Below are 20,687 nucleotides of genomic sequence, written 5' to 3'. Positions count from 1 at the left end.
ATGCGCGCACTGGGTAGATCAGGCGCATTGCCTTGTCAGTGCATGTTGATGATGCTAACGTCCTCTTACAAATTCAGGGCCTGAGCCGCCCCTATCAGCATGACAAGACATCTGTTGCCCGCGGCCCGCCCTTCGGCCGCCCGCCCCGCCCTGCCGTCGAATGGCTGGCGCCTTTCCATCCTGGGTGCCGCTGCGGCCCTGACGCTGGGACTGGCCAGCGCCGACGCCAGCGCCTTCGCGCTGGGACCGCTGCGGGTGCAGTCGGCACTGGGCGAACCGCTGCGCGCCGAGATCGATGTCACCGAAATGGCCGCCAATGAGGCGGAAGGCCTGAAGATCAACATCGCCACGGCCGAAGCCTTCAAGAACGCAGGCATCCCGTACAACGCGGCCCTCGGCGACGTGAAAGCCACGCTGCAGCGCCGCGCCGGCGGCCAGTACGTCGTGCGCCTGGCCGGCAACCGCCCGCTCAACGATCCCTTCATCGACCTGCTGCTCGAAGCCAATGGCGCCTCGGGCCGCATCGTGCGCGACTACACCGTGCTGCTCGATCCGCCGGCCACGCGCCAGGCGGCAGCCGCACCGGTCGCGCCCATCGCGCCGCAGATCGCCACGCCGGTCGAGCGCCCCGCGCCCACCCCGCGCGTGCGCCGCGAACCCGCGCCTGCAGTGGCTGCAACGCCCGCACCCGCTGCGGCTGCGCCGGCCCCTGCGGCCGCACCGGCTCCCGCGCCGGCACGTGCCGCCGTCGCCGCCCCCAGCGGCGGCAGTGGCGAGCAAGTCACGGTGCGCCGTGGCGACACCGCCGGCAAGATCGCCTCCGCCCACAAGCCCGCCGACGTCTCGCTCGACCAGATGCTGGTCGCGCTGCTGAACGCCAACCCCGACGCCTTCGTCGGCGGCAACGTCAACCGGATGAAGGCCGGTGCCGTGCTCGACCTGCCGAACGCTGCCGCAGCGAGCGCCGTTCCGGCCGCCGACGCACGCCGCACGATCACCGCGCAAAGCCGCGACTTCGGCAGCTACCGCCAGCGCCTCGCCGAAAACGCCCCGACCACCAACGTGGCCGCCGCGAGCCGCCAGGCCTCGGGCAAGCTGCAGGCCAGCGTGGAAGACCGCAATGCCGCCGCCAGCGCACCCGATAAGCTCACGGTGTCGCAAGGCAACGCCGCCGCACGCGCCGCTGACGAAAAGGTCGCGCAGGCCCGCCAGGCGCAGGACAGCAGCAACCGCGTCGCCGAACTCGCGAAGAACATCAACGAGCTGAACAAGCTCAAGGCCGGTACCGGCACGGGCACCGGATCGTCCGCTGCCGCCGCAGCGCCCGCAGCGCCGGCCACCACGCCCGGCATCGCCGTTCCCGCACCGCTGACCGGTGCCACGACGCCGACGCCAGCGGTCGCAGCCGCTCCTGCGCCCGCCGCGGCCCCTGCCGCCGCAGCCACCGCACCGGCAACGCCGGCGCCGGCAGCCGCGCCCGCTGCAACGCCCCCGGTCGCCGCGGCCTCCGCTGCAGCACCCGCCGCACCGTCGGCCACCGACGCAGCCGCCCTGCCCGTGGCAGCCGCAGCCAGCGCTGCCGCCGCCGCCGCGCCCATCGTCGCACCCAAGCCCGTGGTCAAGGCGGCACCGCCGCCGCCCCCGCCGGAGCGCAGCTTCCTCGAGGAGCTGCTCGACAACCCGCTGATGCTCGCCGGCGCCGCACTGATCGCGCTGCTGGTCGGCTTCCTGCTGTACCGCGTGCTGGGCCGCCGCCGCGAAGAGATGAGCGAGAGCGTGTTCCTCGAGAGCCGCATTCCCAAGGACTCGTTCTTCGGCGCCAGCGGCGGCGAATCGGTCGACACCAAGAACCGCGGCGACTCCACCGTGTCGTCGCTGTCGTACTCGCCGAGCCAGCTCGACGCGGGCGATGTCGATCCGGTCGCCGAAGCCGACGTTTACCTCGCCTATGGCCGCGACCTGCAGGCCGAGGAAATCCTGCGTGAAGCGCTGCGCCTGAACCCGGACCGCACCGCGATCCACCTCAAGCTGCTCGAAATCCACGCCAAGCGCCGCGACGTGCGCGCCTTCGACGGCCTGGCCACCGAAGTGCACAAGCTGACCAACGGCGCGGGCTCCGAATGGAACCGCGTGGTCGACATGGGCAAGGACCTCGACCCGGGCAACCCACTGTACGAATCGGGCACGGGCACCGCGCGAGGCGCCAGCCAGGCCGAAACCGCCGCATTCGCCGGCGCGCTGGCCGCCGCCGCCAAGCCGGCTGCCGCAGTCGCAGCAGCCGTCGTGGCACCGCCGCCCCCGGCCGCACCGCCCGTGGCGTCGGCCCCGCCGGCCTTCATGCCCTCGGTCGCGCCGCTGGACTTCGACCTCGACCTGACCCAGCCGCCCGCACCAGCACCTGCTCCGGTGGGTGCCAGCCTGCCGAAGTCGGTCTACGCGCCGACGGCCGCACCGGCCCCGCTGAGCAACGGCCACGCCGCAGCACCTGTCGACCTTGAAAACGATTTCGACACGGCCCCCGGCGCGCTGACGGCCCACACGCGCCCCTCGTCGCTGAACGACGCGGAGCACAACACCCGCCCGGCCATGCTGCGCGACACGCTGCCTGCCGATTCGGGCTTCATCGAGTTCGACATGAGCGCCCTCGCCGGCCTGCCGGCCCGCTCCGCCGTCGCCGAAGCACCGCGCTCCGCGGCCGTGACCACCTCGCCGTCCGCCCTGGACGACGACGGTGACGACAACCCGCACGCCGTGAAGCTCTCGCTGGCCCGCGAACTGCAGGCCATTGGCGACGTCGAAGGCGCGCGCTCGCTGGTCGAGGAAGTCGAAGCCGAAAGCGCCGGCGACCTCAAGTCGCAAGCCAAGCAGCTGCTCGCCGAACTGCGCTGAGCCGGTTGCCGACTGCCCTTCTGATCGCTTCGTGAGGCTGGCACTCGGCATCCGCTACAACGGCCAGGCATACGAGGGCTGGCAGAGCCAGCGCTCGGGCCGCACAGTGCAGGACAAGCTCGAAGCCGCCCTCGCGAAGTTCGCCGGCCTGCCCGCCGGCAGCCGGGTCAGCACGCTGTGCGCCGGCCGCACCGACGCCGGTGTGCACGGGCTGATGCAGGTGGTGCACTTCGACACCGACATCGAACGCGATCCGTTCTCCTGGATGCGCGGCACCAACCGCTACCTGCCCGACGACATCGCGGTGCAGTGGGCGCACCCGGTGCCCGACGAATTCCATTGCCGCGCCAGTGCCCTGGCGCGTCGCTACGTCTACGTGCTCTCGCAGTCGCCCGTGCGGCCCAGCCTCGATGCGGGCCGGGTCGGCTGGTCGATGTACCCGCTCGACGGCGATGCGATGCGCGCCGCGGCGGCCCTGCTGGTCGGCCGGCACGATTTCAGCTCGTTCCGCGCTTCGGCCTGCCAGGCCCTCTCGCCGGTCAAGGACCTGCGGCGCCTCGAGATCACGCGCGTGGGCGACGGCGAGCGCTGCCGCTGGCACTTCGAGTTCGAGGCCGACGCCTTCCTGCACCACATGATCCGCAACCTGATGGGCAGCCTGGTGCGCATCGGCCGCGGCGATGAACGGCCCGAATGGATCACCGAGGTGCTCGAGGCGCGCAGCCGCAAGGTCGCCGCGCCCACCTTCTCCGCCGACGGCCTGTACTTCCTCGGCCCGTTGTACGACGCCAAGTGGGGTCTGCCGGCCGAGGCCACGTTCCAGGGCGAGCGGGCTTCGTATGATGGCCCGCCATGACATCTCCCGCCCCCCTCGCCCCACGCACCCGCATCAAGATCTGTGGCCTCACGCGTGAGGCCGACGTGGACGCGGCGGTCGAGGCCGGCGCCGACGCGATCGGCTTCGTGCTCTACCCGAAGAGCCCGCGCGCCGTGAGCGTCGAGCGCGCCGCCGAACTGGCCTCGCGCCTGCCACCCTTCATCACGCCCGTGCTGCTGTTCGTGAACGCGGACGCTCCCGAAGTCCTGGCCTCCCTGGCCCGCGTGAAAGGCGCCATCGCGCAGTTCCACGGGGAAGAAACGCCCGAACAGTGCGAGGAAGCCACCGGCCCGGGACGCTTTCGTTACATGCGCGCCGCCCGGATTCCGCTGGGGGCTGCCGGGGCCGGCTTCGACCTCGTAAAATACGCGTCCGATTACTCCCGCGCCCAGGCCATCCTGCTCGACGCCCATGTCGAAGGTTATGGCGGAGGCGGCAAGGCTTTCGATTGGTCACTTCTTCCACCCGCCGTCGACGCTCACCTCGTCTTGAGTGGTGGGCTCACACCTGCAAACGTGAGCGATGGCATTCACAGCCTGCGGACGCGCTGCAAGACGCTGTCCGTTGATGTGAGTTCGGGCGTCGAAATCGACGGTCCCGGGCACAAGGGCCTCAAGGACGCCGGAAAGATCCGGGCATTCGTCGCCGCCGTGAGAGCCGCAGATGCGGCGAACACTGTCAAAGCCTCGGCTGCCGACGCTTCGTCCTTCTCCAGTTAGCCGCCGCACCCGATCGCATTCGGGCTGCGGCCCATCGATCGAGAACCATGCAAAGCCAATTCCAGGACTACCAGCAACCCGACGCCAGCGGCCACTTCGGCCCCTACGGCGGCACCTTCGCGAGCGAAACGCTCACGCACGCGATCAACGAGCTGCGCGACGCGTACGCCAAATTCAAGGACGACCCGGCCTTCCTGGCCGAGTTCCACTACGAGCTGAAGCACTTCGTCGGCCGCCCCTCGCCGATCTACCACGCCGCGCGCACCAGCCGCGAAATGGGCGGCGCGCAGATCTACCTGAAGCGCGAAGACCTGAACCACACCGGCGCGCACAAAATCAACAACGTGATCGGCCAGGCGATGCTCGCGCGCCGCATGGGCAAGCCCCGCGTGATCGCCGAGACCGGCGCCGGCCAGCACGGCGTGGCCACGGCCACCATCTGCGCGCGCTACGGCCTCGAATGCGTGGTCTACATGGGCAGCCAGGACGTGAAGCGCCAGAGCCCCAACGTCTACCGCATGAACCTGCTGGGCGCGACCGTCGTGCCCGTCGAATCGGGCAGCAAGACGCTGAAGGACGCGCTCAACGAGGCCATGCGCGACTGGGTCACCAACGTCGAAAACACCTTCTACATCATCGGCACGGTGGCGGGCCCGCACCCCTACCCGACGATGGTGCGCGACTTCCAGAGCGTGATCGGCACCGAGTGCATCGCGCAGATGCCCGCCATGCTCGCGGCCGACGGCATCACCGGTGAAGCGGAGGGCAAGCAGCCCGACGTGGTGGTCGCCTGCGTGGGCGGCGGCAGCAACGCGATCGGCATCTTCCACCCCTACATCCCGTTCGCGGGCACGCGCCTCATCGGCGTGGAAGCGGCGGGCGAAGGCCTGGACAGCGGCAAGCACGCCGCCTCGATCCTGCGCGGCAGCCCCGGCGTGCTGCACGGCAACCGCACCTACCTGCTGCAGAACGACGACGGCCAGATCACCGAGACGCACAGCGTCAGCGCCGGCCTCGACTATCCGGGCGTGGGCCCCGAGCACGCCTACCTGGCCGACATCGGCCGCGCCGAGTACGTCGGCATCACCGACGTCGAGGCGCTCGAAGCCTTCCACTACCTGTGCCGCACGGAGGGCATCATTCCCGCGCTCGAATCCAGCCACGCCCTGGCCTACGCCCTGAAGCTCGCCAAGACCATGCGCCCCGACCAGTCCATCCTCGTGAACCTCTCGGGCCGCGGCGACAAGGACATCGGCACCGTCGCCGACCTGTCGGGCGTCGATTTCTACGACCGCCCCTCGATGCGCGGTCTGAGCGTGAAGGGAGGCAAGTGATGAGCCGCATTGCCGCCAAGTTCCAGGCCCTGCAAACGCAAGGCCGTCGCGCGCTGATCCCCTACGTCACCGCTGGCTTCCCCTTCGCCGACATCACGCCCGAGCTCATGCACGGCATGGTCGAGGCCGGTGCCGACGTCATCGAGCTGGGCGTGCCCTTCTCCGACCCGATGGCCGACGGCCCCGTGATCCAGAAGGCCGGCGAGGCCGCGCTGGCGCTGGGCGTCGGCATGAAGCAGGTGCTCGCCATGGTGGCCGCCTTCCGCGCCCGGGACACGACCACGCCGGTCGTGCTCATGGGCTACGCCAACCCGGTCGAGCGCTACGACCTTGTGCATGGCAAGAAGGCCTTCATCCGCGACGCGGCCGCGGCCGGCGTCGATGGCCTGCTGGTCGTCGACTACCCGCCCGAGGAATGCGAGGACTTCGCCGCCGACCTCAAGGCCGCCGGCATCGACCTGATCTTCCTGCTGGCCCCCACCAGCACCCCCGAGCGCATGGCGCAGGTGGCGCGCATCGCGAGCGGCTACGTGTACTACGTGTCGCTCAAGGGCGTGACCGGCGCCGGCCACCTCGACACCGAGGCGGTCGGGCGCATGATCCCGCGCATCCGCGAGCACGTGAGCATCCCCGTCGGCGTGGGCTTCGGCATCCGCGATGCGCGCACGGCGCAGGCCATCGGCTCGGCGGCGGACGCCGTGGTCATCGGCACGAAGATCATTCAACTCATCGAAGACCAGCCCCGCGACAACGTGGTGCCCACGGTGCGCGAATTCCTGGCCGGCATCCGCGAGGCGCTCGACGCGCTGCCGGCCGCCACGGCCAAGAACGCGGCTGGTCGATAATCACTGCCCTCACAAGGAGCCCCCATGAGCTGGCTTGAAAAACTGCTACCCGCCAAGATCGCACAAACCGACCCGTCCGAGCGCCGCCAGGTGCCCGAGGGCCTGTGGATCAAATGCCCGGCCTGCGAGACCGTTCTGTACAAGACCGACCTCGAGCACAACCAGAACGTCTGCCCGAGCTGCAGCCACCACCACCGCATCGGCGCCCGCGCCCGCCTGGACGCCTTCCTGGACGCCGAAGGCCGCTACGAAGTCGGCCAGGAAGTGCTGCCGGTCGACGCCCTGAAGTTCAAGGACAGCCGCAAGTACCCCGAGCGCCTGAAAGAAGCGCTGGAGAACACCGGCGAAACCGACGCACTGGTCGTCATGGGCGGCTCGGTCCACAGCATCAGCGTGGTCGTGGCCTGCTTCGAGTTCGAGTTCATGGGCGGTTCCATGGGCAGCGTGGTCGGCGAGCGCTTCGTGCGCGGCGTCGAGACCGCCATCGAGCAGAAGGTGCCCTTCGTGTGCTTCACCGCCACCGGCGGCGCGCGCATGCAGGAAGGCCTGCTCTCGCTGATGCAGATGGCCAAGACCAACGCCGCGCTCACGCGCTTGGCGAAGAAAGGCCTGCCCTACATCAGCGTGCTGACCGACCCGACCATGGGCGGCGTGAGCGCCGGCTTCGCCTTCGTGGGCGACGTGGTGATCGCCGAGCCCAAGGCGCTGATCGGCTTCGCCGGCCCGCGCGTGATCGAATCGACCGTGCGCGTGACGCTGCCCGAAGGCTTCCAGCGCGCCGAGTTCCTGCAGACCAAGGGCGCGATCGACTTCATCAGCGACCGCCGCGAACTGCGCAAGACCATCGCCAGCACACTGGCCATGCTGCTGCGCCAGCCGGCCGACGCGGTGCTCTGACCGTCACCGTAGCTCAGGCTTCGGCCTGAACGCCCGCACGCCGAAAGGCGGTGCGGGCGTTTTGCCGTCTGGGGTACCCCGACGCGTCAGGCGCCGAGCCGGAACGCGAAGACCAGCAGGTTGCCCAGCACGATCGCCACCACCTGCAGCACCACGATGGCGGCCAGCGGCGACAGGTCGACGCCGCCGATCAGCGGAATGAAGCGGCGAAACGGCCGCACCAGCGGTTCGGCCAGGCGCGAGATCAGGTCGAGCAGCATCGGCGAAGCGCCCGGAATCCACGACAGCACCGCGTACACCACCAGCAGCGCCGTCAGGCCCGACACCGCCAGCTGCAGCAGGCCGACCAGCGACACCAGCGGCAGCGCCGTGATCCGCGCCAGGCTGCCGGCCAGCAGCCACAGCACCAGGAACTTGAGCATCACCAGCAGCCAGGCCGCGATCAGGCTCGCGAGGTCCCAGCGCTTCACCGCGGGCACGATGCGCCGCAGCGGCAGCACGATCCAGTCGGTGATGGCGAACACGAAACGCCCCAGCGGATTGCCGAAGGGCACGCGGTGGTACTGCATGTACAGGCGCAGCAGGCAGGCGCCACCGAGCAGGCCGACGATCACGTCGAGAAGAAACGAAGGAATCTGATAGAGCATGGGGCGCAGCCGTGAGCGGAATGCGATGATAGCCACGCAAGGTTCTTCGATGACGACACAACCCCTTTTGCATTCACTGCCATTGTTCCCACTCGGCACGGTTCTCTTCCCCGGCGGCCTGCTGCCCTTGCGCATCTTCGAGGTCCGCTACCTCGACATGATCGGCAAGTGCCGCAAGGCCGGTGCCCCCTTCGGCGTGGTCAGCCTGACGAGCGGCGCCGAGGTGCGCAAGGCCGGCGCCGAAGCCGAAAGCTTTGCCGCCATCGGCACGCTCGCCGACATCCGCACCTTCGACGCGCCGCAAAGCGGCCTGCTGCAGATCGAATGCGTCGGCACGCAGCGCTTTCACGTGCGCAGCAGCGAGCTGCAGAAACACGGCCTGTGGGTCGCCGAAGTCGAAGCCGTCGCCGACGACATCGCGCTCGACATCCCCGACGACCTGCGCCACACCGCCACCGCGCTGCGCCGCCTGATCGACACCCTCGAAGAGCGCCGCCACGCCCAGGGCGACACCGTGCGCCTGCCGATCGGCGCGCCCTACCGCTTCAACGATTGCGGCTGGGTGGCCAACCGCTGGTGCGAGCTGGTGCCGATGCAGGTCGAGCTGAAGCAGCGGCTGATGGAACTCGACAGCCCGCTGATGCGGCTGGAGCTGGTGAGCGACCTGCTGGCACGCACCGGCATCACTGAATAGTTTGCTTCTTTTTTTATAGCGTCTTGTGCAGGATTGACGGGCGCTCAGGGGCGGTTTCATTCGAAAGCGATCGGCTAAAATGCCGGGCTCGCGCACGCTCCGGTTGCGCCTCATCCGCTCCTCATGTCCGATCACCTCACCCCTCCCATTCCCGCGCCCGCTGCAGCCTCCTCCTCTGCACCCGCCGTCGACGACAACCAGCTCATCGTCGAACGCCGCGAAAAGCTCAAGCTGCTGCGCACAGCGCAGACCGAAGGCAAGGGGGTCGCGTTCCCGAACGACTTCAAACCCGGCCACCGCGCCGCGGCGCTGGTCGAGCAGCATGGCGGCACCGAGCCGGAAGCCCTGGAAGCACAGGCCGTCACCGTCAGCGTGGCCGGCCGCATGATGCTCAAGCGCGTGATGGGCAAGGCCAGCTTCGCGACCGTGCAGGACGCCACCGGCCGCATCCAGCTGTACGTGACGCGCGACGCCATCGGCGAAGAGGCGTATGCCGATTTCAAGCGCTGGGACCTCGGCGACATCCTCGGCGCCGAAGGCACGCTGATGAAGACCAAGACTGGCGAGCTGTCGATCAAGGTCAGCCGCCTGCGCCTGCTCACCAAGAGCCTGCGCCCGCTGCCCGACAAGTTCCACGGCATGGCCGACCAGGAGCAGAAGTACCGCCAGCGTTATGTCGACCTGATCACCGACGAGTCGGCCCGCGTGCGCTTCACCGCGCGCAGCAAGGCCGTGAGCGCGCTGCGCGAGTTCATGGTGGCCAACGACTTCCTCGAAGTCGAGACGCCTATGCTGCACCCCATTCCGGGCGGCGCGAACGCCAAGCCGTTCAAGACGCACCACAACGCGCTCGACCAGGAGATGTTCCTGCGCATCGCGCCCGAGCTGTACCTCAAGCGCTTGATCGTCGGCGGCTTCGAGCGCGTGTTCGAGATCAACCGGAGCTACCGCAACGAGGGCATCTCGGTGCGGCACAACCCCGAGTTCACGATGATGGAGTTCTACGCGGCCTACTGGAACTACCGCGACCTGATGGACTTCACCGAGACACTGATCCGCACCATCGCCGACAAGGCCGTGGGCACGCAGCAGCTCACCTACGGCGGCAAGGCCGTCGACCTCACGCAGCCCTTCGAGCGCCTGACGATCCGCGAAGCGATCCTCAAGCACACCGATGCGGGTGATGGCGTGGACGACAGCGCCTGGCTCATCAACGCCCTGCGCAAGCTCGGCCTGAGCGAAGAAAAAGACAAGCTCTCGCAGCGCAGCCTCGCCAGCCTGCAGGTCATGTACTTCGAGGAGACCGTGGAAGAGAAGCTCTGGCAGCCGACCTTCATCATGGAGCACCCGACCGAGATCTCGCCGCTGGCACGCGCCAACGACGAGCGCCCCGAGGTCACCGAGCGCTTCGAGCTGTACATCACGGGCCGCGAGTTCGGCAACGGCTTCAGCGAGCTGAACGACGCCGAAGACCAGGCCGCGCGCTTCAACGCACAGGTGGCCGCCAAGGACAGCGGCGACGACGAAGCCATGTTCTACGACCACGACTTCGTGCGCGCCCTCGAATACGGCATGCCGCCCACCGGCGGCTGCGGCATCGGCATCGACCGGTTGATGATGCTGCTGACGGACTCGCCGAGCATCCGCGACGTGATCCTGTTCCCGGCGCTGCGCAGGGAATCTTGAGCGTGTTGTCCCCGTCGTCGCTGCCGACGATCGGCATCGACTTCGGCACCTCCAATTCCGCCGTGGCCTGCCGGGTCGACGGCGTGGCCCGTCTGCTGCCCATCGAAGGCGCGGCCACCACCCTGCCCACCGCGATCTTCTTCAACGCCGAAGACCGCTCGACCCACTTCGGTCGCGACGCCATCGGCCAGTACCTCTCGGGCACCGAAGGCCGCCTGATGCGCTCGCTGAAGAGCCTGCTCGGCAGCGCGCTGATGCAGGAAAAGACGGCGATCTACGACGGCCTTGTGAGCTTCGAGGACATCATCGCGCGCTTCCTGCGCGAACTGGCCGTGCGCGCCAGCCGCGAGCTCGGCCAGACGCCCGAGCGCGTGGTGATCGGGCGACCCGTGCATTTCGTGGATGACGATCCGAAACGCGATGAACGCGCCGAGGAAAGCCTGCGTCACGCGGCGCGCGCCGCGGGCTTTCGCGAGATCGGCTTCCAGCTCGAACCGATCGCAGCCGCCTTCGACTACGAGCAGCGCATCGCCAAAGAGTCGATCGTGCTCATCGTCGACATCGGCGGCGGCACCTCCGACTTCACCGTCGTGCGCGTCGGACCCGAGCGAGCTGCACGCGAGGACCGCACCGACGACGTGCTGGCCACCAGCGGCGTGCACATCGGCGGCACCGATTTCGACCAGCGCCTGAACCTCGAACGCGTGATGCCGCAGTTCGGCTTTCGCCACACCGGGCCGCAAGGGCGCGAGGTGCCGAGCAAGGTGTTCTTCGAACTCTCGTCCTGGCACCTGATCAACTGGCTCTACGCCGCCAAGGCGGTGCGCCAGGCGAAAGACCTGCGCACGAGCTACAGCGACACGCGGTTGCACGACCGGCTGATGACCGTGCTCGAAGAACGGCACGGCCACCGCATCGCGAGCGCGGTGGAAGCGGCCAAGATCGATGCATCAGTGACCGACGCGGCGACAGCCATCGACCTCTCCTGCGCCGAGCACGGGCTGGTGGCCTCACTCACACCGGACGATATGGCGCAGCAGCTGGCCGGCCCGCTCGAGAACGTGATCGCCTGCGCACATGCGTGCGTCAAGCGCGCCAGCTTGCGCAGCAGCGACCTCGACGCGATCTACCTCACCGGCGGCTCCTCGGCGCTGCGGCCATTCCAGCACGCCCTGCGCAAGAGCTTTGCGGGCGTGAACCTGGTCGAAGGCGACCTGTTCGGCGGCGTGGCCACGGGGCTGGCCTGCGCGGCGCACACGGAGCGCCGTCGCGCATGAAGTACCTGGCGGGCTATCCGGCGCCCCTGCTGGACCAGGTCCGCCAGTTGGTCGCCGAAGACAATCTGGGGGTGCTGCTCGGCAAGCGCTATCCCGACGGCGTGCACGGCATCCAGACCGATCGCGCACTCTACGACTACGTGACCGAACTCAAGAACGAGTTCATGCGCAAGGCCGCCCCGCTGTCGAAGGTGATGTTCGACAACAAGCTGCACGTGATCCGCAACGCGCTGGGCACACACACCACGGTGTCGCGCGTGCAGGGCGGGAAGCTCAAGGCCAAGCGCGAGATTCGGGTGGCGAGCCTGTTCAAGGACGTGCCGCTGGCGTTGTTGCGGATGATCGTCGTGCACGAGCTCGCGCACATGAAGGAGCGCGACCACGACAAGGCTTTTTACGCACTGTGCATGCACATGGAGCCGGACTATCGGCAGCTTGAATTCGACTTGCGGCTGTATCTAACGCACCTAGACACCAACGGCCGCCGCCTCTGGGGTGCAAATGTCGAAAACGTGGACCAGAAGCAGCCCCTCGGGAGCGCATGAGTATTTCTCCGCCAACGCCTCACAACTGAAACCAATTTGCGAAACCCGGTCCGGCCAACCACTACACTGCCGGGTTTTCCGTCCTGGAGGTCCGTCATGTCCCATCCCCAGCAATTGTTCTTCGTCGGTGGCATCAAGCAGTTCCTCGGCGAACTCTTCCAACGGAAAAAGGTACTGGAAATCGGTAGCCTGGACATCAACGGCTCCGTTCGCACACTCTTCGAGGAATGCAAGTACATCGGTTTGGATGTAGGTGAAGGCAATGGCGTCGACCTTGTCTGCTATGGCGAAGACTACGGCGGCAAGGCCAACGAGTTCGATGTAGTGATCTCGTGCGAGGCCATGGAGCACAACCCTGGTTGGCGCAAGACTTGGCTCAACATGCTTCGACTGGTCAAGGATTCCGGCATCGTCGTGATGACCTGCGCCTCCACGGGACGACGGCAGCACGGCACGGTCGAATACGCACCGACCGATTCGCCACTGACCATGCAGAACAACCAGAACTATTACCAGAATCTGGTCGAGGAAGACTTCAGGGCGATCATTCCGTGTGACGCCTGGTTCTCGGTCTGGTCCTTCTACTACGACCACACCAGCCACGACCTCTACTTCTTCGGCTTGGGCAAAGGTGCTTCGTCGGAGACGATCCAGAAGGCAACCGAGCTTCGGGCCGCTCTTGCGGACTACTATCACAAGCGGAACATTCTGGGCCTGCAATAGACGGCGACCATGGGGCCGCACACGGGATGGAACATTCGCTACCGCTGCACTTTACCTCGCTTGCGGACCCTCACATGGTCGGCAACGTGGTAGATGCCTTCGTTGTCGCAGCCAGGAAGCTGGGCTACGAGGTCAGCACCGAACATGCTGCCCTGCGCCCGGATGCCATCAACGTTGTCTGCTTTGCGCACCAATTGATGCCCGAGGCCCTGGAAGGGGTGCACACCAACTGCATCGTGCTGAACTTCGAACAGCTCGTCGCAGGTTCGCTGGCTTCCAATGAATCCTACCTATCGCTGCTGCGACGCCACTACGTCTGGGACTACAGCCAGCACAACCTGGCCCGCTATGTTGAACTGGGTATTCACAATGGCCACTACGTCCCGCTCGGATACGAAGAAGAGGCTGCGGACAACGTCAGCGAGGAAGACGCACTCCCCGAGGCCTTGCAGGACATCGACGTACTCTTCTTCGGCTCGCTGAACCCACGGCGTGCACAGGTCATCGATGCCATGCGAAGAAAAGGCCTGCACGTGGTCTGCAATGACAACGTGCTGTGGGACAGCGCATATCGCGACCAGATGATCCGACGCGCAAAGCTGGTGCTCAACATGCACTTCTTCGACAACTCGCGCATCATCGAGATCCCCAGGCTTTCCATGCTCTTCAGGCAGCGCAAGGCCGTACTGTGCGAGCTCTATGCAGACAGCGAGATCTTCTATCCGGAGTTGCGGCACGCGGTCGCGGGTGCTGCCTATGACGGCCTGGCCGATACGGCTTTGTTGCTCGTGAGCGCCCCGCAACTGCGGCAACGGCTGGCGCGCCAGGGTTTCGAGGCCTTCAGCGCGCGCAGCCAGACAGCCGTGTTGGGCCCTGCGCTCGACGAGTTCTTTGCGTGGCGAGCCGGAATCCTCGAGGCCAACGCCCGGATCTGATCAATCAGTTGTCCGCAAAGAAACCGGACAGTTCACGCGCCAGCGCCTCGACTTCTTCCTGCGACATGCTCTCGATGGCGTTCGACGCGCGCAAGTTGTCGGAGTCGCGGATGCTCTCGATCAATGCATTGCGCGAACCCGAGTCGTGGTGCAAGTGGAACAAGGGCACGGGTATCGAGTGCCAACGCAACCCCAGCCGCCCTGCCCTGCGCAGCAGTTCATCGTCCTCGCCGCCCCACCCCTCCAGGCGCGCGTTGTATCCGCCGACGCGGATGTACTCGCTGCGCTTGAACAGCACAATGCCCCCGTTGGCATTCGAGTACAGCACGCTGGTGTCCGCAGGCAACTGCTCCGCGTTGATCGATGCGAACCATGCGTAGTCGGGCGACTGCATGAAATTGCGCTTGAGCTCGCCGGCAATGTTGATGACGTTCCAGTAAGGGCACAGCACGTCGCTGTCGCCTCGGTCCAGCAGCGCATCGACGCAGCCGCGCAGCGTTGACGGTTGGGCAATGGAGTCGGCGTCATGGAAGCAGATGACAGGGCTGCGAGCCAGCCGAACGCCCGTGTTGTAGAGCATCGATTTGGGAAACGGCCCGTCGTGGTGGATGAAGACATGCCGGATCTTCGGATCGTTCAACCTCTGCCACTCGAAGCGCGGAGTCGGCGCAGCCTCCATCAACCACAACCGGTAGTCGGTATAGGTGCGGCCCAGATGCGCCAGCACGGCGTAGAGGTTCTCTCGCCGCTCTTCATTTGCCTCCCTGTAGGAGACGATGATGTCGATATCACGAAGGGAAATCTTGTCGGCTTCGGCCATGGGACAACGCTTGTCAGAGGGGGCGATACAGCACCACATTGTGCCCGTCGGTCTGTTCCTTGTAGCGCGTGTCGCGAATCGTCAGGTTGACCGGCAGCTTCTGGCCGCTGGAATGTCCGTTGAAAAGTCAGGCCCCATTGACCGCACTCACCACCTCGGCCAGACCGGGCCCGGCCCAGTTGTCATGTCCCATTCCGGTGCGGAAACGATGAGATAGCGCGACCGGTAGTTGAGAAATTCCAGCAAGTCGCGGCCTTGCGCGTGGAGCATGTCCTCGATGACATCGCCCAGGATCACCACGTCGTAGAGATCGTTGCTACGCTCATAGAGCTTATCGGCCGTGATCGGAAGAATCTGGTGGTAGCGTGTGCTTCCCAGCTTGTGGCAATGCACCGGCGTCGTGCCTGCCTACCGGACCTGCTGCGACGCGGCGTCCATCGCAGCCATGTACACGGACCGATAAGGCTCGGCGAGGCTCACGAAATGCACGAGCAACGTGTCTTCGCTTGCAAGCAAGGGTGGCGTGTTGATGGTCAGGTTGTCGAGCACGCTGCGCTCGTCCAGGAGCGACGCCTGGCTCAACACCTCGTTGGTGTAGTACTGGTCGCCCATACTGCTGTAGACGCCCGACTTGTCAGCCACCTCGCCGATCCGCGACCAGATCTGCGCCAGCAATTCGAGGTTGCGCGGCGTACTGCGGAACCCCATCACGCCGGAATTGAAGAGCCACGCGCCCACATCCTTGGCCAGCAGCAGGTCGCGCCCCTGCAGCAGGGGCTCGATCGGACGAGACTGGTTGAAGAAGAGCACATCGGCATCGACCCAGATCACCCAGTCGTGATCTGGCAGGTGCTGTTGCAGCAGCCAGCTCCTGACCCAGGAGCCGTTGATGCCCGGTCCGATTTCGCTGGGGACCTCGCGATACACGTGGTACGCGTAGCCGTGCCTCTCGCAGTAGCTGCGCACGTTGTGCTCCGAGACCCGGGCGTAGGTCTGCACGTGGTGGGTATAGAGCGTCACAAACGCGATGCGTGCGCCGGGGTCGAGGCTGCTGAGAGGTTCGTCGCCAAGCGAGGGGTATTGGGGTGGCTGCAGTACGGGCCGACCGTGCATCAGCGCGCCGTTGACTTCGCGCACCAGCAAGGCCTGCAGGTTCACGTCGTGCAGGACCTCGTCGCGCCATCCACCGCCTGGCAACGGAACAGGCAATGGCGCCAGATTGACCACGAAGACCCGCGCGTTGTGCCACTGCGCAATGCGCCAGGACACGTTGAAGTAGACATCGGCCACGATGCCATTGCACGCCAGCAGTCCTGCTGGACGCAGCCGTGCCGTCTCGTCGAGCCGATCAGACTCCAGTGCAACGACATGGCCCGAGTCCACGATCAGCTGGTGCAGCAACGCCCGATTGGCCGCCGTGTTGCGCACGACCAGCGTGTTGGTCATGGCCGGACCCGGTCGACCGTCGGTTGGCGGCCCTTCCGCCGCGAGCAGGTCGAAGCCTTGCACCAGGGTGTCGATGGCCACGGGGTGAAAGATCACCGAGTCGCCATCGAGAAAAAACAGCCAGTCACCCTCGTCCAGCGTCCGCAAATGGCGAAGGATCTGGCTGTACTTGGCGCTGGCACGCAGCGCCGGATGGATCAGCTTGTCGCTCTCCAGCCATTGGTGAGGGTAGCCAAACAGGCGACAGTAGTGCGCATGGTTGCGCAGCACAGCCTCATCCATGCGCTGAAAAAGACTGAGGCACAGGGGCATGGCGGGCTCCGGATTGGCGGGACAGCAGCGCTCAGATGTCCACGATCCGCCTTGCGTCGCGGTATCCGCGCGAGGCGACCAGCGTCTGCCAGTCGGGTGCGGCGCCCGTCGGCAGCAGCGCCTGCCGGCGCGCTTCGCTGTTCGTGTCCGGCTGCCATCGGCCCGCGCGCACGGCAGCCTCGAATCCGTCGAGGAAGTCGTCCAGCAAACGCCCGTCTCCCACACTCTGGTTGCACAACAGCGCCAGATCGCATCCGGCTTCGAGCGCAGCCAACGCCGCATCTGTATAGCTCAGCAGCTCGCCATCGATGTAGCGCCCTGCCTCCATGCTCAGGTCATCGCTGAACACGGCGCCGTCGAACGCGAAGCGCTGGCGCAGGATTGCCTTGAGCCATTTCGACGAGAAACCCGCCGGCCGCTTGTCGACCTTCGGGTAGATCACATGCGCGGGCATCACGGCCGCGAGCGTGCCGCCCAGCCAGTCGTAGGGCCGCGCGTCGTCGGCCAGAATGGCCTTGAGGCTGCGCCGGTCGACCGGAATCTCGACGTGCGAATCGGCCTGCACGAAGCCGTGCCCCGGAAAATGCTTGCCGCAGTTGCGCATGCCCATCTGAAGCATGCCGTGCATCACGCTCTTGGCGAGCAGCGCGACCACGCGCGGGTCGCGGTGGAAGCTGCGGTCGCCGATCACGCTGCTGCCGCCGTAGTCCAGGTCGAGCACCGGCGCGAAGCTGAAGTCGACACCGCAGGCGCGCAGCTCGCCGGCCAGCACCTGACCGGCGGCGGTGGCGACCTGCGTGGCGCGCAGGGCATCGTGCATCCACAGCTCGCCCAGGCTGCGCATCGAGGGCAGCCGTGTGAAGCCGTCGGTGCGAAAGCGCTGCACGCGCCCGCCTTCGTGGTCGACGCAGATCAGCAGGTCGGGCCGGATCGCCTTGATCTCGGCGTTCAGCGCGGTCATCTGCCCGCGATCCTGCCAGTTGCGGGTGAAGTGGATCACGCCGCCCACATGCGGGTTGGCGAGGCGCCGGCGGTCGGCGGCGGTGAGTTCGGTGCCGGCCACATCGATGAGGAGCGGCGCGTGGTTCAGTTCGGTCATGTCGGTCGATCGGTCGGCAAGGCGCAGCGGCGCCGGAGATTCGTTCAGGCCTTTTCCACCACCACGAAGCTGGCGGCGTACTCGGTTTCGTCGGTGACGGTTACGTGCGCCGTCAGGCCCTGCGCCTCGAACCAGTCTTTCAGCTCGCCGTGCAGCACGATCACCGGCTTGCCGCTGCGCAGGTTGGCGATCTCGCACAGGCGCCAGCTCATCGGCATGCGCATGCCCAGGCCGATGGCCTTACTGAAGGCTTCCTTGGCGGAAAAACGCGTGGCGAGGTAGCTCAGGCCGCGCTTGGGCCAACGTGCGGCGCGGGCCTGCCAGATGGCGAACTCGGCGTCGCTCAGGACCCGGCGGGCGAAGCGCTCGCCCTGGCGCTCGAAGGTGGCCGCGATGCGGCGCACATCGCAGATGTCGGTCCCGATGCCGTAGATCATGCGGCGTCGGCGATGCAGCGCAGGTAGTCGCGCGTGGTCGCGGCGTACCCGAGTTCGAGCGCATCGGCGACAAAAGCATGGCCGATCGACACCTCATGCACACCGCGCACGGCGCGCAGGAACGGCGTGAGGTTGTCGCGGCTCAGGTCGTGGCCGGCGTTGACGCCCAGGCCCGCCGCATGGGCGGCCTGCGCCGCGGCCACGTAGCGCGCGAGCACGGTGGCTTCCTGCGGCGTGCCGCGCGAGGCGGCATAGCCTTCGGTGTAGAGCTCGACGCGGTCGGCGCCCACGGCCTTGACGGCGGCCATCATCTCCGGGATCGGGTCCATGAACAGGCTCACGCGCACGCCCAGCGCCTTGGCTTCGGCGACCAGCGGGCGCAGGCGCTCGGCGTCTTCCGGGAAGCTCCAGCCGTGGTCGCTGGTCGACTGGGTTTCGCTGTCGGGCACGAAGGTGGCCTGGTGCGGCTTCAGGTCGCGCACGAAGTCCATCAGGTTGTGGAAGGGGTTGCCTTCGATGTTGAACTCGATGCCCGGCCAGTCCTTGGCGAGCAGTTCCGACAGGTCGCTCACGTCGTGCGCGCGGATGTGGCGCGCGTCGGGGCGCGGGTGCACGGTGATGCCCTGCGCGCCCGCGGCCAGACAGGCCTGGGCCGCGCCCACCACGCTCGGGATGCCGAGGTGGCGCGTGTTGCGCACCAAGGCGACCTTGTTGAGATTGACTGACAGGGCCGTGGTACCGGCATCGCCCGAAGAAGTGCTCATAGTGCTTGCAGATCTCTCATCATTTGCCGCGTGCGCAGCGTGGTCACGCCGCAATGGTAGTTGAGCAAGGCCCGCAGCTGGTTACGCAGGGCACTGTTGCTGCCGGCGTTCATCGTCGCGACCTCGCGCAGGGTGGCGGTGAACGGGGTGCGGTCGTCGAGCACGCTCTGCAGCACCTGCCAGTCGGCGCCGGCCAGCGCGGCCTCGTCCTTGGCCGCCTGGCGCAGGCCGGCTTCGGGCACGAGGGTGTAGCGCGTGCGGGCCGCCAGCGGCTCCAGGGTGAGCGTCTGCACGTCGAGCGAGGGCAGCAGGCCGACCGAGCGCAGCAGCAGCAGCTCGAAGGCACGCAGCGCGGCGGCCTGCGTCGCGGCCTGGGCGCCCGCATGGTCGCCGGCCAACACCTGCACCACGCCGGCGTAGGCGTCGAACAGCGCCTCGTGCGCGTCGTCGCGCGCCAGCAGGCGCAGCAGCAGTTCGTTGACGTAGTAGCCCGAGAGCAACGCCTCGCCGGTCGGCATGACGTGGCCGCCCATCCACTCGGCACCTTTGAGCGTGCGGATCTCGGCGTCGCCGCCGTAGTTGAGCTGCAGCGGCTGCAGCGGCAGCAGCACGGGACGGAAATTGGAACTCGGCCGCTTCGCCCCCTTGGCCACGAGCGCGATGCGCCCGTGGTGGCGGGTGAAGACTTCGAGGATCAGGCTCGACTCGCTCCAGTCGTAGCGATGGAGCACGTAAGCCGGTTCATGCGAAACGCGATGAGCGGCAGCCACTTCATTCGTAGCCGAAGGAGCGCACGCGCGCCTCGTCGTCGGCCCAGCCGGAGCGCACCTTCACCCACAGCTCGAGGAACACCTTGGCGTCGGCCAGTTTCTCGAGCTCGACGCGGGTTTCCATGCCGATGCGCTTGATGCGCTCGCCCTTGTCGCCGATCACCATGGCCTTGTGGCCGTCGCGCTCGACCACGATGGTGGCGGCAATGCGCAGCAGGCGCTTCTGGCCCTTCTTCTGGGGCGGCTCTTCCTCGAACTTGTCGATGATGACGGTCGAGGTGTAGGGCAGCTCGTCGCCCGTGAGGCGGAAGAGCTTTTCGCGCACCAGCTCGCCGGCGAGGAATTTCTCGCTGCGGTCGGTGAGCTCGTCTTCGTCGTAGAACCAGGGCTGCTCGGGCAGGTATTTCTCGCAGATGCCGAACAGGCGCTCGACGTCCTTCGCGTTCTTGGCCGACATCGGCACGAACTCGGCGAAGCTGTGCTTGGCCTGCATCGTCTGCAGCCAGGGCGCGATGTCGCCGCGGCGGTGCACGTTGTCCAGCTTGTTGGCCAGCAGCACCGTGGGGATGCCCTTGCCCAGCAGCTTGAGCACGCGCTCGTCGGCCGGCGTGAAGCTGCCGGCCTCGACCACGAACAGGATCAGGTCGACGTCGCCGACCGCGCCCTGCACGGTCTTGTTGAGCGACTTGTTCAGCGCGTTGGCATGCAGGGTCTGGAAACCCGGCGTGTCGACGAACACGAACTGCGTGGCGCCCAGCGTGCGCATGCCGGTGATGCGGTGGCGCGTGGTCTGTGCCTTGCGCGAGGTGATGCTGATCTTCTGGCCGACCAGCGCATTGAGCAGCGTCGACTTGCCCACATTGGGCTTGCCGACGATGGCGATCAGGCCGCAGTGCTGCGGCCCGGTGGCAGGCATGTCGCCTGCGGTGTCTTCGGGTCCCGCTGCGGGATTGGTTACATCGTTCATTCTG

At 67.0% G+C, this 20,687-nt stretch carries 21 protein-coding genes; 12 read left to right on the top strand and 9 right to left on the bottom strand.

Features of this window, described 5'->3' with window-relative positions; translation table 11 throughout:
* Positions 1 to 99: 99 nt before the first annotated feature.
* The 6 genes from AC1RLW_RS13205 to accD are packed head-to-tail and all read left to right on the top strand — an operon-like array spanning position 100 to position 7,561.
* Complete coding sequence (locus AC1RLW_RS13205) at positions 100 to 2,889, top strand: FimV/HubP family polar landmark protein (protein WP_493193378.1); 2,790 nt, start codon at positions 100 to 102, stop codon at positions 2,887 to 2,889.
* A 31-nt stretch (positions 2,890 to 2,920) separates the two neighbouring features.
* Positions 2,921 to 3,745, top strand: coding sequence for a tRNA pseudouridine(38-40) synthase TruA (gene truA, locus AC1RLW_RS13200; RefSeq protein ID WP_070062263.1), 825 nt, complete (start codon positions 2,921 to 2,923; stop codon positions 3,743 to 3,745).
* Positions 3,742 to 4,485 (top strand): phosphoribosylanthranilate isomerase, encoded by a 744-nt coding sequence (locus AC1RLW_RS13195; protein WP_139702441.1) that lies wholly within the window; start codon positions 3,742 to 3,744, stop codon positions 4,483 to 4,485. Before truA ends, AC1RLW_RS13195 begins: the two co-directional genes overlap by 4 nt.
* 47 nt (positions 4,486 to 4,532) lie before the next feature.
* On the top strand, positions 4,533 to 5,819 hold the full coding sequence (gene trpB, locus AC1RLW_RS13190) for a tryptophan synthase subunit beta (RefSeq protein WP_139702440.1): 1,287 nt from the start codon (positions 4,533 to 4,535) through the stop codon (positions 5,817 to 5,819).
* Positions 5,819 to 6,664, top strand: a complete 846-nt coding sequence (trpA, locus tag AC1RLW_RS13185; RefSeq protein ID WP_493193375.1) for a tryptophan synthase subunit alpha — start codon at positions 5,819 to 5,821, stop codon at positions 6,662 to 6,664. The genes trpB and trpA overlap by 1 nt, the downstream gene beginning before the upstream one ends.
* A gap of 24 nt (positions 6,665 to 6,688) precedes the next feature.
* A complete protein-coding gene (gene accD / locus AC1RLW_RS13180; RefSeq protein WP_062475492.1) occupies positions 6,689 to 7,561 on the top strand; it encodes an acetyl-CoA carboxylase, carboxyltransferase subunit beta in 873 nt (290 codons plus the stop codon).
* An 86-nt stretch (positions 7,562 to 7,647) separates the two neighbouring features.
* Here accD and AC1RLW_RS13175 read toward each other — a convergent pair whose 3' ends face one another.
* Complete coding sequence (locus AC1RLW_RS13175) at positions 7,648 to 8,208, bottom strand: YggT family protein (RefSeq protein ID WP_056572059.1); 561 nt, start codon at positions 8,206 to 8,208, stop codon at positions 7,648 to 7,650.
* A gap of 49 nt (positions 8,209 to 8,257) precedes the next feature.
* On the opposite strand from AC1RLW_RS13175, the gene AC1RLW_RS13170 reads away from it, so the two are divergent.
* The 6 genes from AC1RLW_RS13170 (at position 8,258) to AC1RLW_RS13145 (ending at position 14,068) form a co-directional block, all read left to right on the top strand.
* Positions 8,258 to 8,902 (top strand): LON peptidase substrate-binding domain-containing protein, encoded by a 645-nt coding sequence (locus tag AC1RLW_RS13170; RefSeq protein ID WP_493193373.1) that lies wholly within the window; start codon positions 8,258 to 8,260, stop codon positions 8,900 to 8,902.
* Between the two features lie 123 nt (positions 8,903 to 9,025).
* Entirely contained in the window at positions 9,026 to 10,588 is a 1,563-nt protein-coding gene (lysS, locus tag AC1RLW_RS13165; protein ID WP_493193371.1) for a lysine--tRNA ligase, read from the top strand.
* Positions 10,585 to 11,865 (top strand): Hsp70 family protein, encoded by a 1,281-nt coding sequence (locus AC1RLW_RS13160; protein ID WP_493193369.1) that lies wholly within the window; start codon positions 10,585 to 10,587, stop codon positions 11,863 to 11,865. Before lysS ends, AC1RLW_RS13160 begins: the two co-directional genes overlap by 4 nt.
* Positions 11,862 to 12,410: a YgjP-like metallopeptidase domain-containing protein gene (locus AC1RLW_RS13155; protein WP_493193368.1), complete on the top strand. Its 549-nt coding sequence runs from the start codon at positions 11,862 to 11,864 to the stop codon at positions 12,408 to 12,410. The genes AC1RLW_RS13160 and AC1RLW_RS13155 overlap by 4 nt, the downstream gene beginning before the upstream one ends.
* Positions 12,411 to 12,506: 96 nt before the next feature.
* Positions 12,507 to 13,133 carry a class I SAM-dependent methyltransferase gene (locus tag AC1RLW_RS13150; protein WP_493193366.1) on the top strand — a complete coding sequence of 209 codons (627 nt, stop codon included), beginning with the start codon at positions 12,507 to 12,509 and terminating at the stop codon, positions 13,131 to 13,133.
* Positions 13,134 to 13,207: 74 nt separating this feature from the next.
* Complete coding sequence (locus AC1RLW_RS13145; protein ID WP_493193364.1) at positions 13,208 to 14,068, top strand: hypothetical protein; 861 nt, start codon at positions 13,208 to 13,210, stop codon at positions 14,066 to 14,068.
* 4 nt (positions 14,069 to 14,072) lie between these two features.
* On the opposite strand, the gene AC1RLW_RS13140 is transcribed toward AC1RLW_RS13145, so the two are convergent.
* From AC1RLW_RS13140 to era, 8 genes are all read right to left on the bottom strand, one after another.
* The gene (locus AC1RLW_RS13140; RefSeq protein WP_493193362.1) at positions 14,073 to 14,888 is read right to left on the bottom strand and encodes a galactosyltransferase-related protein; all 816 of its coding nucleotides are present in this window, start codon (positions 14,886 to 14,888) and stop codon (positions 14,073 to 14,075) included.
* 147 nt (positions 14,889 to 15,035) lie between these two features.
* Positions 15,036 to 15,281: a hypothetical protein gene (locus AC1RLW_RS13135; protein ID WP_493193360.1), complete on the bottom strand. Its 246-nt coding sequence runs from the start codon at positions 15,279 to 15,281 to the stop codon at positions 15,036 to 15,038.
* Positions 15,282 to 15,296: 15 nt separating this feature from the next.
* Positions 15,297 to 16,646, bottom strand: coding sequence for a glycosyltransferase family protein (locus tag AC1RLW_RS13130; protein ID WP_493193358.1), 1,350 nt, complete (start codon positions 16,644 to 16,646; stop codon positions 15,297 to 15,299).
* 31 nt (positions 16,647 to 16,677) lie between these two features.
* Complete coding sequence (gene nagZ / locus AC1RLW_RS13125; protein ID WP_493193356.1) at positions 16,678 to 17,745, bottom strand: beta-N-acetylhexosaminidase; 1,068 nt, start codon at positions 17,743 to 17,745, stop codon at positions 16,678 to 16,680.
* 44 nt (positions 17,746 to 17,789) lie between these two features.
* Complete coding sequence (gene acpS, locus AC1RLW_RS13120) at positions 17,790 to 18,182, bottom strand: holo-ACP synthase (protein ID WP_056572075.1); 393 nt, start codon at positions 18,180 to 18,182, stop codon at positions 17,790 to 17,792.
* Positions 18,179 to 18,946, bottom strand: a complete 768-nt coding sequence (locus AC1RLW_RS13115; RefSeq protein ID WP_493193354.1) for a pyridoxine 5'-phosphate synthase — start codon at positions 18,944 to 18,946, stop codon at positions 18,179 to 18,181. Before AC1RLW_RS13115 ends, acpS begins: the two co-directional genes overlap by 4 nt.
* The gene (gene recO / locus AC1RLW_RS13110) at positions 18,943 to 19,716 is read right to left on the bottom strand and encodes a DNA repair protein RecO (protein WP_062475523.1); all 774 of its coding nucleotides are present in this window, start codon (positions 19,714 to 19,716) and stop codon (positions 18,943 to 18,945) included. Before recO ends, AC1RLW_RS13115 begins: the two co-directional genes overlap by 4 nt.
* A gap of 1 nt (position 19,717) precedes the next feature.
* Positions 19,718 to 20,683: a GTPase Era gene (gene era, locus AC1RLW_RS13105; protein WP_493193352.1), complete on the bottom strand. Its 966-nt coding sequence runs from the start codon at positions 20,681 to 20,683 to the stop codon at positions 19,718 to 19,720.
* Positions 20,684 to 20,687 lie beyond the last annotated feature (4 nt).

This window comes from Variovorax sp. GW822-FHT04A09 (assembly GCF_058801005.1).
The sequence above is the reverse complement of the archived record's forward strand: the minus strand, read 5'-3'. Positions and strand labels throughout refer to the sequence as shown.

Coding starts and splice junctions, on each gene's coding strand:
- AC1RLW_RS13205 (WP_493193378.1), top strand. CDS start 100: ATGACAAGACATCTGTTGCCCGCGGCCCGCCCTTCGGCCGCCCGCCCC.
- AC1RLW_RS13195 (WP_139702441.1), top strand. CDS start 3,742: ATGACATCTCCCGCCCCCCTCGCCCCACGCACCCGCATCAAGATCTGT.
- trpB (WP_139702440.1), top strand. CDS start 4,533: ATGCAAAGCCAATTCCAGGACTACCAGCAACCCGACGCCAGCGGCCAC.
- trpA (WP_493193375.1), top strand. CDS start 5,819: ATGAGCCGCATTGCCGCCAAGTTCCAGGCCCTGCAAACGCAAGGCCGT.
- accD (WP_062475492.1), top strand. CDS start 6,689: ATGAGCTGGCTTGAAAAACTGCTACCCGCCAAGATCGCACAAACCGAC.
- AC1RLW_RS13175 (WP_056572059.1), bottom strand. CDS start 8,208: ATGCTCTATCAGATTCCTTCGTTTCTTCTCGACGTGATCGTCGGCCTG.
- AC1RLW_RS13170 (WP_493193373.1), top strand. CDS start 8,258: ATGACGACACAACCCCTTTTGCATTCACTGCCATTGTTCCCACTCGGC.
- lysS (WP_493193371.1), top strand. CDS start 9,026: ATGTCCGATCACCTCACCCCTCCCATTCCCGCGCCCGCTGCAGCCTCC.
- AC1RLW_RS13155 (WP_493193368.1), top strand. CDS start 11,862: ATGAAGTACCTGGCGGGCTATCCGGCGCCCCTGCTGGACCAGGTCCGC.
- AC1RLW_RS13150 (WP_493193366.1), top strand. CDS start 12,507: ATGTCCCATCCCCAGCAATTGTTCTTCGTCGGTGGCATCAAGCAGTTC.
- AC1RLW_RS13145 (WP_493193364.1), top strand. CDS start 13,208: ATGGTCGGCAACGTGGTAGATGCCTTCGTTGTCGCAGCCAGGAAGCTG.
- AC1RLW_RS13140 (WP_493193362.1), bottom strand. CDS start 14,888: ATGGCCGAAGCCGACAAGATTTCCCTTCGTGATATCGACATCATCGTC.
- AC1RLW_RS13130 (WP_493193358.1), bottom strand. CDS start 16,646: ATGCCCCTGTGCCTCAGTCTTTTTCAGCGCATGGATGAGGCTGTGCTG.
- nagZ (WP_493193356.1), bottom strand. CDS start 17,745: ATGACCGAACTGAACCACGCGCCGCTCCTCATCGATGTGGCCGGCACC.
- acpS (WP_056572075.1), bottom strand. CDS start 18,182: ATGATCTACGGCATCGGGACCGACATCTGCGATGTGCGCCGCATCGCG.
- AC1RLW_RS13115 (WP_493193354.1), bottom strand. CDS start 18,946: ATGAGCACTTCTTCGGGCGATGCCGGTACCACGGCCCTGTCAGTCAAT.
- era (WP_493193352.1), bottom strand. CDS start 20,683: ATGAACGATGTAACCAATCCCGCAGCGGGACCCGAAGACACCGCAGGC.